The following is a 16,146-nucleotide window of genomic DNA, read 5'->3' as shown; positions in this document are numbered from 1 at the left end:
GGGACCGCTGCGCTGCCACCGGACCCGCCGCCTCCCGCTGCGCTGCCACCCGGCCGCCAGCCCCGCGCGGCACCCCGCCGCCGACAGACCGGTCCGTCCATTCGGCATCGGCCTGTTCCCGGGTCAGCGGCCCCTCGGAGAGCTTGTGCTGCTCCCCCTCGCTGACCTGCGACTGGGCCGAGGCCAGGAGCGCCTCGACGTCATTGGCCGCCCACGCCGCCGACAGCAGCACCGCCCGGGAGATCAGGTTGATGAACGCGAGCAACCCGACGACCAGGGCGATCGAGGCGAACAGTTTGTTGTCCATCGTCCCGGCGATCAGCCGCGTGCCGAACGTCTGCAGCAAGGTCAGCGCCACGCCCCCGAAGAGCGCGCCATTGCGCACCGCCCGCCACGGCAGGTCCACGCCCGACAGCACGCGCAACACGATGGCCACCAGCAGCGCGTTGGCCAGGAAGGACGCGAGCAACCCGACAATCGTGACGATCCAGGTCTGGCTCCCCAGGCCCACACGCTCCGACACCCACTCCGCCACGGCGCTCGTCGCCGCGTTGAAGACCGCCGTCACCACGATCGCCAACCCGATCGTCACGAGCACGAGCAGGTCGCGCAGCTTGGCGGTCACGACATTCCCCGGCGAGCCAGGGGCCCCGAAGATCGTGCGGATGCCGTCGCGCAGCGCCCCCATCCACCCCAGGCCCGCCCACAGCAGGCCGAGCACACCGATCAGGGCCGTGACGCTCAGGGTCGTGCCGCTGGGGATCGACAGCGGAATCAGCCCGTCCGGATTGTCCGGGGACTGGATGAACCCCGGCAACTGCTTCTCAATGGCCTCCTGCACGTCAGCGAGGATCCCCGGCTGGTCGCGCAGCACGAGCCCGAAGATCGTGAACCCCAGCGCGATCGCCGGGAAGAGCGAGAAGAACGCGAAATAGGTGACCCCGCCGGCCATCAGGCTGCCGCGCGCGGTCGAGTAGCGCTGCCACGCCCGCCATACCGACGAGACGCTGAAGCGCTTCCAAAGATCCTTCAGCGACTGCATACCGGCACGCCTTTGTCCGTCACCGGGGCACGCGGGCCCCGAGTTCGAAGGCGACCACGGGCCGCCAGATCTCATCGGCTCCATGGTGATAGAGATGGAAGGCCGAGACCGTGAACGCGGCCCGAAAGTCTGCCAGCGAGCACTCGGCCGCGGCGAGCGCCTCCTCGGGCAGGTGGTGGGCAATGGTCACGTGCGGGTGATAGGGGAAATCCAGCAGCCGCTCGACCGGCCCCGCTCGCACGGCGCGCTCCAGCGCCGAGCACTGCTCCGCGCCTTGCGCGAGGGCGACGAAGACGACCGGTGAGACCGGCCGGAAGGTGCCGGTGCCGTCCAGTTCCAGTTCGAAGGGACGGTATGCCGCCGCCACCCGCTCGCAGTGCGCCTCGAATTCCATCGACTCGGGTCCGCTGACGACGGTCGGCGGCAGCAGGGTCACGTGCGGCGGGATGGCCTTGGCCAGCGGGTCGCCGGCAGCGACCCGCGCGTGCTGCAGCACGCTCCCGAAGGGTTCGGGCACATCGATGGCGACCCCGATCGTGAGCACGAGAACGGAGGCTACCGGTGCGCGGGGTCAACGCGAAAACGCGTGCCCGAAGTATCGGGTTTCATCGGACCCGCGGCAGCAGCCCGAGGGCGTCGTGCAGGCGGCCGAGCACCACCGACGCCACCTCGCGGGCCTTGTCCGACCCGGCCGTGATGATCCGGTCCAGCTCGGCCGGGTCGGCCATCAGTTCGGCCATCCGCGACTGGAAGGGCTCGAGAGCGGCGACGACGACCTCGGCCACCTCGCCCTTCAGGTCCCCATAGCCCTTGCCCTCGAACGCCCGCTCCAGCTCCGCGATGGGCGTCGCCGACAGCGTCGAGTGGATCACCAGCAGGTTCGACACGCCGGGCTTGGCGTCCACGTCATACCGGATCTCCCGCTCGGGGTCGGTGACCGCGGACTTGATCTTCTTGGTGATCCGCTTGGGGTCATCGAGCAGGTCGATCAGACCTAGGTCCGACGAGAGCGACTTCGACATCTTCGCCGTCGGATCCTGCAGGTCCATGATCTTGGCCGAACCCTTGACGATATAGGCGTCGGGCACCACGAAGGTGCCCGGGAAGCGCCCGTTGACCCGCTCGGCGAGATCGCGCGTGAGCTCCAGGTGCTGGCGCTGGTCCTCGCCCACCGGCACCAGGTCGGCGTCGTAGAGCAGGATGTCGGCCGCCATGAGGATCGGGTAGGTGAACAGCCCGACATTGGCCGACTGGCCCTTGGCGATCTTGTCCTTGAACTGGGTCATCCGGTTCGCCTCGCCGAAGGCGGTGTGGCAGGCCAGCAGCCACGACAGCTCGGTGTGCTCGGGCACCATCGACTGCAGCATCAGCGTCGAGCGGGCAGGGTCCACGCCGCCGGCGAGGTACTGCGCCGCCGTGCGCCGCGACCGCTCCCGCAGCACGGCCGGCTCGGTCTGGACAGTCAGGGCGTGCAGGTCGACGACCCCGTAGAAAGCGTCGTACTCCTCCTGCAGGGCCACCCAGTTCACCAGCGCGCCGAGGTAGTTGCCCAGATGCAGCGAGTCGGAGGTCGGCTGCATCCCGGAGAAGATGCGCTGGCGGCGCGCGACGGCGGTGGTGTCACTGGACATGCCCGCGATTGTGTCAGCCGGGACCGACGCGCCCAAACCGGTATCGGTCGTCCGTAGACTCGCAGGAATGCAGTTGCGCACGCATTTCGCCGAGACCTTCGGGCGCGCCCCGGAGGGGGTCTGGTCGGCGCCGGGCCGGGTGAATCTGATCGGTGAGCACACCGACTACAACGACGGGCTGGCCCTGCCGATCGCGTTGCCGCAGCGGACGTATGCCGCCGCGGCCCGCCGCGATGACGACCGGTTGCGGGTGCGCAGCGTCCAGACCGTCGAAGTCGTCGAGGTCGCCCTGGACGACATCGGGCCCGGCACGCCCGGTGGCTGGGCGGCGTATGCCGCCGGGGTTCCGTGGGCGCTGCGCGAGGCCGGGTATGCGGTGGGCGGAGCCGACGTCATCCTCGACGGCCGGGTGCCGCTCGGGTCGGGATTGTCGAGTTCGGCGGCGCTCGAGTGCGCTGTCGGCGCCGCCCTGTCCGATCTCTACGGCCTGGGCCTGCTGGCCGACGATGCCAACCGTCGACGTCTGGTCGAGGTATGCCGTCGCGCCGAGAACGACATCGCGGGCGCCCCGACCGGGGGCATGGACCAGTCGGCCTCGCTGCTCGCGACCGCCGGGCATGCGCTGCTGCTCGACTGCCGAGACGGCGCCACCGAGCAGGTGCCCTTCCCCATCGACGAGGCCGAGTTGACCCTGCTCGTCATCGACACCCGCGCCGAGCATGCGTTGGTGGACGGGCAGTATGCCGCCCGCCGCACCTCCTGCGAACGCGCCGCCGCGGCGCTGGGTGTCCCGAGCCTGCGTGAGATTGAGCCCGCCGATCTGACGACGGCGGCCACCCGGCTGGGGGCTAAAGGTCACGTCGAGGGTGAGTCATCGGAGGTGCTGGCGCGGCGGGTGCGGCATGTCGTCACCGAGATCGCGAGAGTCCGGCAGGCCGTGGCCGCGATGCGGGCGGGCGACTGGGCCGAGCTCGGCCGGCTGTTCACCGCGAGCCATGCGTCATTGCGGAGCGACTTCGAGGTCTCCTGCCCAGAACTCGACCTGGTGACCGCAGCCGCGGAATCCGCCGGTGCCCTGGGTGCCCGGATGACCGGCGGCGGCTTCGGCGGCTCGGCGATCGCGTTGGTGCCAAAGGAACTGGTCGAGCAGGTGACCGAACTCCTCAAACGCCTCGCCATCGACGCTGGCTTCCCCGAGCCGGCGACCTTCGCAGTATACCCCGGACCCGGCGCCGGCCGTGACGACTAACGCGCTAACAACGTGTGGCGATATCTGTGCCTTGGCGCGGATTTCGCCACACCCAAGGAGTCAGCGGACGACAGCGCAATGGGGGCGTCGACAAGGGTGGGTGGTCCAGCGGGCGCCCCGTGAGCTGGCGAACGTGATGACTTCCGCGGCGGTCACGCAGGGCTCGTCAACGACCTCGCTCCAGCCGTAGCGCAATTGCGAGCGCCCGGAGACCACCGTTGCGTTGGCCTTCTTGCGGTCGGTTCGCGCCCGGGCGCGATCGTGAAAGAGGAAGCCGTCGAGCTCGATGCGCAGGCGGGCCCTCGTCGTACGTCAGATCGTGCCGGCAGCCGACACCTCCGATCAGTTGGCGGGCCTGGCGACTGGCAGGAGGGATGCCGTGGGCCTGTTCGACGTCACGGGCCCACCGCAACTCCAGCGTGCCCTCGGCTCCGTCGTTGTCGGAGGTCAGGACCTCGGGGAGCCAGCAACCTGCTGGATGCCGCGTCCAGCGCGATAGCTCGCCGGCCAGCCGGGTCATCGTGGTCTTGCGATCCTGCAAGGCACGGCCGACTAGCGCCAACGTCGAATCGGTGTCCTCGCGCGCGGCAAGCATGATCACCGTCGACTCGATGCTCGTGCGCGGAAGCCACAGATTGGCCCGCACCATGGGCAGATCGGACCGGGTCAAACGCACCCCCTCGGGAACTGCGGGGCTGCGGCGGCGTGGGACGACAAGCTCCACGACCTCCGGCTCGTCGGTGGTGAGACCCTCGACATAGGCGGCGGACCAGCCCCCCAAGCCAGCCAGACGCTGCTCCAAGAGGTAGCCGGGCTCCTTCGAGAGGCGGTGAATCTCCGCCGTCGACGGCCGTGTCACGCTGAGCCACCCGGCCACGGCGCGCGTGGGCCAATCGACCGGCCCGCTGTGCGTGATGTAGACCCCCTGGTGAAAGCGTTGCCAGCGTCCGCTGTCGACCTTCCACTGGACGGCGGCCCAGGACATCGTCTCGAGCGCCGTCGTGACCGTGATGAGCGGCAGCTCGGCAAGAGGCGGGATAATCACCCCTCGCTGCCGCCACCGGTTGCCCATGTCTCGATCGTGCCCGGCGCTGGCGCCGAGCCCGTCGGGTTATCCACAAGTGCCGTTTCGCGCTCGGTTATGTATGTTGCCTAATCACTGCTAAAGCAGTGATTTCGCTGCAACGGGCATCTGCACGCAGCTAGCGGGACTGAGCAGCAGGCCTGGCACGGCGCGCGCGAGTCGAGGGTGTGACGGGTGGGACATATCGGCTGGCACAATGGTCGGTCGTGACCCAGGCTCCGAGTCCACCACAGTATTGCCCGCCACCGGATGTGCTCGACGACCTCGAGTTGCTCCGGCGCGGCGTCTTTGGTCCTGGGATAACGGTCGGCCCGGGTGGGCCGGTGAGCGTGCACCTGCCCGCCGCAATCGCCGAGCAAGCCGCGAGCGCCGGGGCTGTGGAAATCGTCGACCCGGAGGGAGTGCCGCTCGCGCGCCTCGCCGCGACGGGCGAGACCGTCCATGACGGGTGTCTGGAGGTCGAGGCCGAGCCGGCGTGGCTGTCGAGTCCCTCACCGCGGACCTTCGAGCGCTACTACACCGATCCCCGTCCGGGCGAGGTGTCAGCGGATCAGGTCGCGGTGATCGTCGACCGCACGATCACGACAGAGGACCTGCTCGAGATCGCCGCGAACGCCGGGCACCGGCCCTTGGCCTTCCTGGTGCTGGCAGGGCCGACCCTGGCTGCGCATTCCACCGGCGTGACGCTGATCCGCTCGGCGCTGTCGGGTGCCGCGCGCATCGGCCGGGGCGATGTCGTCGCCATCCCGCTCGACCGCCGGGCGACGCGCGCTAAGCGCGACCAGGTGCTCGCGGCATACAGCGGCGGCGAACTGCTCGAGCTGAGCCCGCGGCATACCGCCGAGGCCCGGCACGGGCTCGTGCTCTTCTTCACCGGCCTGTCCGGCTCCGGCAAGTCCACCGTCGCCCGCAGCGTGCGCGACGCCATCGTCGAGGACGGCGCCCGCAGCGTCACCCTCCTCGACGGCGACCTGGTCCGGCGCCACCTGTCCGCCGGTCTCGGCTTCTCCGCCGCCGACCGGGAGACGAATATCCGCCGGATCGGGTGGGTGGGCGCCGAGATCTCCCGGCACGGCGGAGTCGCCATCTGCTCCCCCATCGCCCCCTTCGCCAGCACCCGTGACGCGGTGCGCGACATGGTCACCGAGGCGGGCGGCGACTTCCTGCTGATCCACATCTCCACTCCGCTCGCCGAGTGCGAGCGGCGGGACCGCAAGGGCTTGTATGCCAAGGCGCGGCGCGGTGAGATCCCGGAGTTCACGGGCATCAGCAGCCCGTATGAGGACCCGACCGACGCCGACCTGGCGATCGACACGACCGGCATCAGCGTGGAAGCGGCCGTCGAGCAGGTGCTCGATCTGTTGCGCTCGCGGGGCCACCTGACATCGGAAGAGGTGCTGGAATGGGCGATCTGATCACCGCCGACACCCCGGGACTGCTGGCTGTCGCGTTCCTCGTCGGCATCGTCATCGGCCTGACCGGCATGGGCGGCGGCGCGTTGATGACGCCGGCGCTGATCTTCCTCGGCATCCCCCCGACGGCGGCCGTCGCCAACGACCTCGTCGCGGCCGCGGTGAACAAATCCGTGGGCGCCGCAGTGCACTACAAGCACGGCTCCCCCAACCTGCGGCTGGCCATGTGGCTGATCCTCGGATCGGTGCCGACGGCATTCGCTGGGGCGTGGATCATCGCCGCGACGGGCGAACCGGAGGATCAGCAGGCGTTCGTCAAGAAGGCCATCGGCGTGGCGCTGCTGCTCGCCGCCTCCACGTTGACGATGCGCATCTATCTGGAGATGCGCCGCGGCGACTACACCGACGACGGCCGGCCGGACCCGGCCGTGCGGCCGCTGCCGACCTTCCTCGTGGGAGCCCTGGGGGGTCTGCTCGTCGGCCTGACCAGCGTCGGGTCGGGGTCGCTGATCATGATCAGCCTGCTGCTGCTCTATCCCACATTGTCGGCGCGCCGGCTCGTCGGCACCGACCTGGTCCAGGCCATCCCCCTGGTGCTCTCGGCCGCCATCTCGCACGTCATGGTCTCCGGAATGGACTGGGCGATCCTGCTGCCGCTGATCATTGGCGGCAGCCCAGGAACCTTCCTCGGCGCCCGGCTGGCAGGTTTCGTCTCGCAGTCGATCCTGCGCCGCGGCATCGCGATCGTGCTCGCCCTCACCGGTCTCGGGCTCCTGAAGGTGCCGCCGGTGTGGGTGGGAATCATCGGCGCGGCGATGGCGATCCTCGGGCCCGTCGTGTGGGGGCTGATCAAGCACGCCCACGGCCGGCGCGCCTTCATCCACGTGCCCATCGGGCGGCGCGAACCCAAGCCCTCCCCCGTCACCGTCCCGCCCGATGAGGACCTGCGCTGAGCGCACCTCTTTGCTGCTTCCACCCTCCCGCCATCTCACGAAAGAGAGCGTTGTGACTGACGCACGCACCGACGGCCAACTCGCCGCCGACCTGGCCCACGAGGCCGGGGACATCCTGCTGACCATCCGCGCGGACTTCCCGCAGGACGGTGACCCCAAGGACCTCAAGAGCGCCGGCGACCTCGGCTCCCACGACTTCCTCATGGCCGCGCTGGCGCAGGCCCGCCCCCAGGACGCCGTGCTCTCCGAGGAGGGCGCCGACGACAAGGCCCGTCTGAGCGCCGAACGCGTCTGGATCGTCGACCCGCTCGACGGCACCCGCGAGTTCTCCGAGCGGCCGCGTGACGACTGGGCTGTGCATGTGGCGTTGTGGGAGAAGGGCAAGCTCACCGAAGGCGCCGTCGCGATGCCGGCCCGCGGCGTCGTGCACTCCACCGTCGCTCCCCCGCCCCTGCCCGACCCCCACGACGGCCCGCTCCGCTTGGCCGTCAGCCGTTCCCGCCCGCCGGTATGGCTGCCCACCCTCGTCGGTGCCCTCACCGCCGAGCTGGTGCCCATGGGCTCCGCCGGTGTGAAGGCCATGTCGGTGCTCGACGGCACCTCGGACGCCTATGTGCACGCCGGCGGACAGTATGAATGGGACTCCGCCGCCCCCGTCGCCGTCGCCGCCGCCGCTGGACTGCACACGAGCCGTGTGGACGGCTCGCCCCTGGTCTATAACCAGGAGAATGTGCTCCTGCCGGACCTGATCGTATGCCGCCCCGAGCTCGCCGAGCAGGTGCTCGCCGCGGTCGCTGACCTGGGTTTATAACGCTCTGTTGTGTCCCCCATGGGGAGGACGTGACAATTGAGCTTACTGTGAGTTAAGGTCGAATCCCCCAGCCACCCGGCCGTGAGGACCTCTGTCATGCCGCGCCACGGGATCGCCTGACCGGTGACGCCCCGGCGCTGCGATGCGTCGCTCTCGCAGGACGTGCCCACCGGCGCATGCCTCCTCGAGGCGTCCTGCCCGCTCTCAGAGGCCGTCTGTGCCACCGACCAGAGCGGAGCCGACGCCACCGATGGAATTGCAGGACTATCTGCGGATCGTGCGCAAGCGGTGGCCAATCATCGCCGCTGCCCTCGTCACCGTCCTGGTCATCGCGACCCTGCTGACGGCCTTCACGACCCGCACCTATCAGTCCAGTGTGCAATTCTTCGTCTCGACCGCCGGATCGGAAGACAGCGGCGCCCTGCTCCAGGGCAGCACCTTCACCCAGCAGCGGGTGAAGTCCTATTCCCAACTGATCTCCACCCCCAAGGTGCTGGGCCCGGTCATCGACAGCACCGGAGTCGATGAGACCTCGGCGAGCCTGGCCCGGCGAGTGACCGCGAGCGTGCCCGCCGACACCGTGCTCATCGATGTGCGCGTCACGGGATATAGCCCATCGGAGGCGGCAGCCGTTGCCCAGGCCATCGGCGAGGAATTCCCCAAGACCGTCGACGAACTCGAGCAGGTCGAGGGCAACAAGGCCAGCCCCGTCAAGGTAACCGTCGTCAAGCCCGCGACCGAGTCGCAAGTGCCGGTCAGCCCGCGCCCGGTCCGCAATCTCGCCCTCGCCGCGGTGCTCGGCCTGCTCGCCGGCCTCGGCCTGGCCGTGTTGCGCGACATGCTCGACACCACGATCAAGAGCGAGGACGATGTCAAGGAGGTCACCGACGCGACCATCCTCGGCGGCATCCCCTTCGACTCGACGGCCCAGAAGTCGCCGCTCGTGCTCAGGTCCAGCTCGAAATCGGTGCGCTCGGAGGCCTTCCTCGGGCTGCGCACCAACCTGCAGTTCGTGGACGCCACGGATCACCCCAAATCACTGAGCGTCACCTCCTCGGTGCCTGGCGAGGGCAAGACCACCACCGCGGCCAATCTCGCCATCGCCCTGGCTGACGCCGGCTTGAGCGTCTGCCTCGTCGAGGGCGACCTGCGCCGCCCCAAGCTCCTCGAATATCTCGGCATGAGCGGTGCCGTGGGCCTGACCGACGTGCTCATCCAGCGCGCCGATCTCGACGACGTGCTGCAGCCCTTCCAGCGCGGCCTGACCGTGCTTGGCTCCGGGGCCACACCGCCCAACCCCTCAGAGTTGCTCGGATCGCAGGCCATGCGCAGCCTCGTGCAGCAGCTCGAGGAGCGCTTTGACTATGTCATCATCGACTCCCCACCGTTGCTGCCCGTCACCGACAGCGCAATCATCGCCACCATCGTCGACGGCGCAATCGTGGTCGTTGGTGCCGGGGTCGCGCACGACGCGATGCTGCAGCGGGCTCTCGCCTCAATGGAAACAGTCAACGCCAATGTGCTCGGCATCGTGATCAACCGGGTGCCGCGTGACGAGTCCAACCGCTACGGCTATTACCGCTATGACTACTCCCCCGACGGCACCCGCACGCGGAAGTCGACCAGTCGCTCGCCCCGATCCGAAGCCGACCTGGAGCTGTGGCAGGGCGATTTGGCGAGCGGGGCTACGGCCGTGGCGCCCGCGGAGCTCCCTGATGTGAACCCCTCAACTCCCGCAGCGCGATGAGGGCGTCCTCGATCTGCTGCAGGCTCGGCAGCATCTGTTCGCGCATCCTGTCGAATGCGGCCGCCCCGCGGCCGTATGGATCGGCCACATCGACCGCGTCGGCGCTCATCCACGGCACCAGCCCGCGTTCGGCAGCCGCGACACGCACAAGCAGCGTGACGAGCGGTGCGTCCACGTCCCCGCTGACCGTATGCCCGTCCCAGTGCGCAAGCAGCGTCCCGAAGTCGCGCAACGCAAAGGTGCGCGACATCGCGCGTGGGCTGAGCCGGGCGACGTCGTCGCGCTGCGCGCGGGTGGCGCACAAAACCACGCCGGCCGGCTCGATCAACTCCGTGACGAGCTGGCGGGCGCGGAAGGGCGCCACCTCCCCCACCAGCCGCTCCGCCGCAGTCCGCGCCAACGGGTCGAGGTCGGCGTCGACCACGGCTCGCGTGCCCGCGCTCGCGACCGCCACACCCAAACCGGAGAGCCGCGAGGCCATGACGGCCTCGGCGAAGGCGGATCGAGCGACATTTCCTTCGCAAACGAAGAGCACGAGCCCCTCGTCGTCCCCCGTGGGGCCATCTGATGCCATGCCCTTCACGCTACGCGCCGCCGTCTCCGGGCGGCAGTGCCCGTCCGGCGGCGCGGCGTCCCCCATTTCGAGGACGGCGGACGTCTGATGGCTAGGCATACGGTGGACGGCGTGCGGCGCTGTCTGTGGTGTGTGGTCGATGCGCTCGCCATCGTCGTGTGCTTCTACGTCGCGGCGACCCTGCGCTTCGATCTCGACCTCGGCCAGTCCTTCAGCCGCCCGGTCACCAACTGCCTCATTCTGGCTGTCGCCGCGCACCTGCTCATCGGCACGCTCTGGGGGCCCTATGCCGTCGGCCACGTCCGCGGGTCCTATGAGGAGATCCTCGATATCGCAGAGACGGCCCTTCTGTGGATGGTGCCACTCTTCTTCCTCGTGCTCGCCGCGCCAGTGGATCTCGGGCCCCGCAGCCTGCCCGTCACCGGTGGCGCGCTTTCCGTTCTAACCATGTTCGGCGCCCGATTCGTGCTGCGCGCGGTGCGCACTCGAGGCGCGGTGCGCACTCGAGGCGCGGTGCGCACTCGAGCCGGGGTGGCGAACACCTCCGGGAGCCGGCGCACCCTGATCTTCGGGGCGGGCGAAGGCGGACGGCAACTGGTGCGCGCCCTGGTGCGAGACCCCGGCGCCGGCCTTGTCCCGGTCGCCGTCCTCGACGACGACCCCCGCAAGCGTCGGCTGCGCATCGACGGAGTGCGCGTCCTCGGCAACCGCAACGACCTCGTCGCCGTCGCCGCGCGGACCGAAGCCGAGGTGCTCGCGATCGCGGTGCCGAGCGCCCACTCCGACATGCTCAACGACCTGCGCCGGCGCGCCGACGAGGCCGACCTCGAGGTGCTCGTGCTGCCGCCGGCGAGCGAGATGCTCGGGGGGCCCAAGGCGTCGGACCTGCGCAGCCTCGACGTGCGTGACCTGCTCGGCCGGCGCCCGGTCGAGCTCGACCTCGACGCGATCGCCGGCTCGATGCGCGGTCACCGCATCCTCGTCACCGGCGCCGGCGGGTCGATCGGCTCGGAGCTGTGCCGGCAGATCGCGAAGTTCGGACCGGCGAAGCTCTTCATGCTCGACCGTGACGAGTCGGGCCTGCACGGCACCCAGGTGTCGCTGACCGGTCAGGGCCTGCTCGACGACGACACCGTCGTGCTCGCCGACATCCGGGACGCCGAGCGGATGCACGAGGTCTTCGAGATCACCCGGCCCGATGTCGTCTTCCACGCCGCGGCGCTCAAGCACCTCCCCCTCCTCGAGCAGTATCCGATGGAGGCGTGGAAGACCAATGTCGTCGGCACGCTCAACGTGCTGCGCGCGGCCTTCGCCGTCGGGGTCAAGACCTTCGTCAACATCTCCACCGACAAGGCCGCCAACCCGTGCTGCGTCCTCGGATACAGCAAGCGGATCACCGAGCGGCTGACGGCGTCCTTCGCCGACAAGGACGACAACACCTATGTCAGCGTGCGATTCGGCAACGTCCTCGGCTCGCGGGGCTCGGTGCTGACGGCCTTCACCGCGCAGATCGAGAAGGGCGGTCCCGTGACGGTCACCCACCCCGACGTCGAACGCTATTTCATGCTCATCCCCGAGGCCTGCCAGCTCGTGCTCCAGTCGGCCGCGATCGGCCGCGACGGCGAGGTCATGGTCCTCGAGATGGGGTCGCCGGTGAAGATCGACGACGTCGCCAAGACGCTCATCGAGATGTCGGGCCGCACGGACATCGACGTCACCTATACGGGGCTGCGGCCGGGCGAGAAGATGTCGGAGGAGCTCTTCACCCCCGGCGAGGTCATCAACACGACCGGCCACGAGCTGATCTCCAGCGTCTCCGTCCCCCGCCTAGACCCGGACCGCATCGACATGACGCACCTCTCCACCGACGCGACAGCCATGGCCTGGATGCACGATGTCGCCGCCGGTGGGGGCGCCACGGCCATCCCGGCCGCCATCTCACGCGAGCTGGTCGTATGACCGAGCGCATCCACCTCTCCAAGGCCGAGGTCACCGAGGTCGAGGAGGGCTTCGTCCTCGATGCCCTCCGCTCGGGCTGGATCGCCCCACTCGGCCCCCACGTCGACGCCTTCGAGGCCGAGATCGCCGAGCAGGTAGGAGTCAGGAATGCGCTGGCCCTGTCTTCAGGCACTGCGGCCCTCCACCTGGCCCTGCTGCACCTCGGTGCGCGACCGGGCACGGCCGTGCTGTGCCCGACCATGACCTTCGCCGCAACGGCGAACGCCATCGCCTACACCGGGGCGGAACCGGTCTTCGTCGACTCGCAGGCCAGTGACGGCAATGTCGATCCCCACCTCATGCTGGAGGCCGCCCGCACGCTGCGCTCCAAGGGCGTGGACGTGGTTGCCGCGTGCCCCGTCGACCTCTTCGGCCGCGCGTGCGATTATGACGTCCTCGAGCCTGGCCTGGCGGAGCTCGGGATCCCGCTCCTCGAGGACGCCGCCGAGGCGCTCGGCGCCAACTTCGAGGGCCGTGCTGCCGGGTCCTTCGGTGCCGCCGGTGTGCTCTCGTTCAACGGCAACAAGATCCTGACGACCTCGGGCGGCGGGATGCTCCTCAGCAACGACGACGAGCTGATCGCGCACGCGCGCAAACTCTCGACCCAGGCCCGCGAGCCGGTGCCGTGGTATGAACACACCGAGATCGGCTACAACTATCGCCTCTCCAACATCCTCGCCGCCCTCGGGCGGGGCCAGCTCACCCGACTGGACGACATGATTGCTCGCCGGCGCGAGATCCGCGCGCAGTATGTCGCTGCCCTCGTCAACATCGACGGCGTCCGCTTCCTCTTCGACGACTCAGCAACGCGCACGGACAACTGCTGGCTGACCACCCTCGTGATCGAGCGCGATGACCAGAATGCCGACAGCCTCGTCGCGGCCCTGAGCAGCAAGTCCGTCGAAGCGCGCCACCTCTGGAAGCCCATGCACCTGCAACCGGTCTATCGCTCCGCGCGCGCCTTCGGCGGCAGTGTGAGCGAGACGCTGTTTGCCCGCGGTGTGACGCTGCCCAGCGGCTCTAACCTGAGCGACGAAGCCGTCACGCGCGTCCACGCCGCACTGGAGGAGGCACTCGCGTGACACTCGATGCCAAGAGAGTCATGGACCTCGCTATCGCCGTGCCAGCCCTCGCCTTGTCCCTCCCAGTCCAGGCGGCCACGGCCGTCGCCGTGCGCCACTACCTCGGACGCCCGGTCCTGTTCCGTCAGGTCCGCCCGGGCCTGCATGGGGAACCCTTTGAACTGATCAAATTCCGGACAATGAAAGAGCTTGACGCAGAGGCAGGGCTGGTATCCGACGAAGATCGACTCACACCATTCGGACAATTCCTGCGAAGCACGAGCCTAGACGAAATTCCCACTCTTTGGAACGTCGTGCGAGGCGATATGAGCATAGTAGGGCCTCGCCCCACTCTTGATGCACTATCTTCCCCTGTACACGCCGGAGCAAGCCCGCAGACACAACGTCAGGCCGGGAATGACCGGATTGGCACAAGTTTCTGGACGCAACACCCTGACGTGGGAACAACGCCTTAGACTAGACGTGGAATACGTTGACGGACGCAGTGCCCGCGGCGACGCGAAGATCCTCAAGAAGACGATCGGCTCCGTGTTGCGCCGAGAGGGCATTAGCGGCGCCGGGGTGGCCACCATGGCAGAATTCACCGGCACCCAGTCGGAGAAGAATCAGTGACTTTTTCACTTTGGATCATCGGTGCGGGCGGATTCGGACGCGAAGTCGAGCAAGTAGTAAAGGCAATTAATGACATCGGACAAACCTGGGAGATTGAAGGCTTCCTCGACGATGCGCCCAATGATGAAAATCGACAGCGCGTGGGACGTCTCGGGTATCAGATCCACGGAAGCCTTGACATTTTGATGAGACCTCCGGGCCCGGTGGAGCGCTATGTCATCGGAATCGCCGACGTGGTCGCTAGGAAGCGCATAGACCAAAACCTCTCCCTCTACGGATGGAAACCAGCAACGCTTGTCCACCCGAAGGCAAATCTAGGTGACGAGATTCAATTGGGACCGGGAACAGTGGTGTGCGCCGGCGTGAGCGCCACCACCAATGTGCGCCTCGGGAGGCACGTCCAGGTCAACCCGAACTCAACCCTCGGACATGATGTGATCGTCCATGACCATGTAACGATCTGCCCACTGGCCTCCATCTCAGGAACCGTTGAAATCGGCGCGCGCACCTTCATAGGGACCTGCGCTTGCGTCCTCCCGAACCTCACGATCGGAGAAAGTACGGTGATAGGTGCGGGAGCAGTCGTAGTCTCCGACGTCGAGAACGGCAAACGCGTAAAAGGGGTCCCAGCACGATGATCCTAGGCCACGTTCGTCTTGTCACGCAGTGGTGGCCACCAGAACCAGTAACGCTGCCGCTCTGGATTGCGCAAGGCCTCAGAGATTGTGGCTGGGACGTAGATGTCATCACCGGAGTCCCTAACTACCCGGACGGCAAAGTCGCACCCGGATACGCGTCTCATCGATACCAACGCGAGGACTCCCAAGGATTCAAAGTAACACGAACCCCCCTGTACCCGAGTCACGACACATCGCCCACCAAGAGGTTGGCCAACTACATTTCTTGGGCGGTGTCCGCCTCCCTGATGGCAATCGCTTCACACCAACCTGACGTACACTTCGTTTACGGAACACCGGCTACGGCAAGTTTGCCAGCAATACTGGCCAGGATTTTTCGGCGAACGCCCTATATAGTGACCGTTCAGGACATTTGGCCGGATTCGGTTGTCCAAAGTGAAATCACACAGTCGAGCCCCATAGCAAGAATCGCCGAAAAAGGCTTAACAGCTTTTGTAGGACAAATGTACAAGCGTGCTTCGGCTATCGTGGTGATCTCACCAGGGGCCAGGTCCCTACTTGCATCGCGTGGAGTGCCGGAAGAAAAGATCCATCACATCTACAATTGGATAGACGAGAAACTATTTTATCCCAGGCGAAGGGTCACCACGATCCGGAACCGGTTCACGGAGGACCGAAACGAATTCCTGATTCTATATGCTGGCAACATCGGGACTGCTCAAGATCTAGAAACTGCGGTCAGGGCCATTTGCCTCACTCCGCCTCATGTCAAATTGCTAATTGCTGGCGATGGAGTCGAAGAATCCAAAGTACGCCGCCTGGCGGATGCCATTGCACCGAACCGCATCACCTTCCTCGGCAGAGTTCCGCAGGCCGAGATCGCCGAAATCAGCTCTGTGGTAGACGCACAACTTGTGATTCTACAAGATAAGCCACTCTACCGAACAACGATGCCCAGCAAGGTCCAGGCCATCCTCGCGAGTGGAACTCCCGCCATCGTCTCCGTGGGAGGCGATGCAAGCGACCTCATTAACGGCGCGGAAGCAGGAATGACCGCCAGCCCTGGAGACCCCCATTCACTGGCCGAGGCTATTCTCAATCTAAGCAAACTCCCCGAAAACGAGCGTCTCCAAATGGGCGAACGCGGTGTGGCATACTATCAAGAGCATATGTCCAAAAGGGTCGGAGCTGCACGACTAACGGAGCTCTTGATCGCCGGGATCGGCGATCGAGAGAAGAAGTCGCGCAATTGAACTAAACATTTGCAGTGGACCCCAAAGAAGCTCATCATGACGCATACACTTAAGGAAGCG

The 16,146-nt window shown here is 67.4% G+C and carries 16 protein-coding genes; 11 read left to right on the top strand and 5 right to left on the bottom strand.

Annotation, left to right across the window (positions count from 1 at the left end):
* The 3 genes from BN11_RS02665 to trpS form a co-directional block, all read right to left on the bottom strand.
* On the bottom strand, positions 1–1,042 hold a 1,042-nt coding region (locus BN11_RS02665; protein ID WP_053083982.1), incomplete at its 3' end, for a YihY/virulence factor BrkB family protein.
* 19 nt (positions 1,043–1,061) lie between these two features.
* Positions 1,062–1,586, bottom strand: a complete 525-nt coding sequence (locus tag BN11_RS02660) for a 2'-5' RNA ligase family protein (RefSeq protein WP_048694110.1) — start codon at positions 1,584–1,586, stop codon at positions 1,062–1,064.
* 61 nt (positions 1,587–1,647) lie between these two features.
* Positions 1,648–2,673, bottom strand: a complete 1,026-nt coding sequence (gene trpS / locus BN11_RS02655) for a tryptophan--tRNA ligase (protein WP_048694106.1) — start codon at positions 2,671–2,673, stop codon at positions 1,648–1,650.
* A gap of 67 nt (positions 2,674–2,740) precedes the next feature.
* Between trpS and galK the strand changes: the two genes are divergently transcribed.
* Positions 2,741–3,922: a galactokinase gene (gene galK, locus BN11_RS02650; RefSeq protein WP_053083981.1), complete on the top strand. Its 1,182-nt coding sequence runs from the start codon at positions 2,741–2,743 to the stop codon at positions 3,920–3,922.
* A gap of 166 nt (positions 3,923–4,088) precedes the next feature.
* Here galK and BN11_RS02645 read toward each other — a convergent pair whose 3' ends face one another.
* Positions 4,089–4,994, bottom strand: coding sequence for a hypothetical protein (locus BN11_RS02645; protein ID WP_048694101.1), 906 nt, complete (start codon positions 4,992–4,994; stop codon positions 4,089–4,091).
* Between the two features lie 218 nt (positions 4,995–5,212).
* Between BN11_RS02645 and cysC the strand changes: the two genes are divergently transcribed.
* From cysC to BN11_RS02625, 4 genes are all read left to right on the top strand, one after another.
* Entirely contained in the window at positions 5,213–6,421 is a 1,209-nt protein-coding gene (gene cysC / locus BN11_RS21585) for an adenylyl-sulfate kinase (RefSeq protein ID WP_048694099.1), read from the top strand.
* Positions 6,409–7,371 carry a sulfite exporter TauE/SafE family protein gene (locus tag BN11_RS02635; RefSeq protein WP_083433474.1) on the top strand — a complete coding sequence of 321 codons (963 nt, stop codon included), beginning with the start codon at positions 6,409–6,411 and terminating at the stop codon, positions 7,369–7,371. The genes cysC and BN11_RS02635 overlap by 13 nt, the downstream gene beginning before the upstream one ends.
* A 52-nt stretch (positions 7,372–7,423) precedes the next feature.
* The gene (locus tag BN11_RS02630; RefSeq protein ID WP_048694095.1) at positions 7,424–8,182 is read left to right on the top strand and encodes a 3'(2'),5'-bisphosphate nucleotidase CysQ; all 759 of its coding nucleotides are present in this window, start codon (positions 7,424–7,426) and stop codon (positions 8,180–8,182) included.
* Between the two features lie 250 nt (positions 8,183–8,432).
* Positions 8,433–9,929 carry a polysaccharide biosynthesis tyrosine autokinase gene (locus BN11_RS02625; protein WP_083433472.1) on the top strand — a complete coding sequence of 499 codons (1,497 nt, stop codon included), beginning with the start codon at positions 8,433–8,435 and terminating at the stop codon, positions 9,927–9,929.
* On the opposite strand, the gene BN11_RS02620 is transcribed toward BN11_RS02625, so the two are convergent.
* A complete protein-coding gene (locus BN11_RS02620) occupies positions 9,868–10,503 on the bottom strand; it encodes an arsenate reductase/protein-tyrosine-phosphatase family protein (RefSeq protein WP_162213146.1) in 636 nt (211 codons plus the stop codon). The genes BN11_RS02625 and BN11_RS02620 overlap by 62 nt on opposite strands.
* 111 nt (positions 10,504–10,614) lie before the next feature.
* On the opposite strand from BN11_RS02620, the gene BN11_RS02615 reads away from it, so the two are divergent.
* Genes BN11_RS02615 through BN11_RS21575 form a run of 6 tightly spaced genes read left to right on the top strand, consistent with a single transcriptional unit; the run spans position 10,615 to position 16,086 of the window.
* Complete coding sequence (locus BN11_RS02615) at positions 10,615–12,462, top strand: polysaccharide biosynthesis protein (RefSeq protein ID WP_235435334.1); 1,848 nt, start codon at positions 10,615–10,617, stop codon at positions 12,460–12,462.
* Positions 12,459–13,583, top strand: coding sequence for a DegT/DnrJ/EryC1/StrS family aminotransferase (locus BN11_RS02610; protein WP_048694086.1), 1,125 nt, complete (start codon positions 12,459–12,461; stop codon positions 13,581–13,583). Before BN11_RS02615 ends, BN11_RS02610 begins: the two co-directional genes overlap by 4 nt.
* Before the next feature lie 20 nt (positions 13,584–13,603).
* Positions 13,604–14,038: a sugar transferase gene (locus BN11_RS02605; RefSeq protein ID WP_327152893.1), complete on the top strand. Its 435-nt coding sequence runs from the start codon at positions 13,604–13,606 to the stop codon at positions 14,036–14,038.
* On the top strand, positions 13,920–14,195 hold the full coding sequence (locus tag BN11_RS25775; protein ID WP_327152828.1) for a sugar transferase: 276 nt from the start codon (positions 13,920–13,922) through the stop codon (positions 14,193–14,195). Before BN11_RS02605 ends, BN11_RS25775 begins: the two co-directional genes overlap by 119 nt.
* Positions 14,192–14,833: an acetyltransferase gene (locus BN11_RS21580; protein ID WP_162213145.1), complete on the top strand. Its 642-nt coding sequence runs from the start codon at positions 14,192–14,194 to the stop codon at positions 14,831–14,833. Before BN11_RS25775 ends, BN11_RS21580 begins: the two co-directional genes overlap by 4 nt.
* Positions 14,830–16,086, top strand: a complete 1,257-nt coding sequence (locus BN11_RS21575; protein ID WP_083433470.1) for a glycosyltransferase family 4 protein — start codon at positions 14,830–14,832, stop codon at positions 16,084–16,086. The genes BN11_RS21580 and BN11_RS21575 overlap by 4 nt, the downstream gene beginning before the upstream one ends.
* Positions 16,087–16,146 lie beyond the last annotated feature (60 nt).

The organism is Nostocoides australiense Ben110, from assembly GCF_001050535.1.
GTDB classification, from domain to species: domain Bacteria; phylum Actinomycetota; class Actinomycetes; order Actinomycetales; family Dermatophilaceae; genus Nostocoides_A; species Nostocoides_A australiense.
The sequence above is the reverse complement of the archived record's forward strand: the minus strand, read 5'-3'. Positions and strand labels throughout refer to the sequence as shown.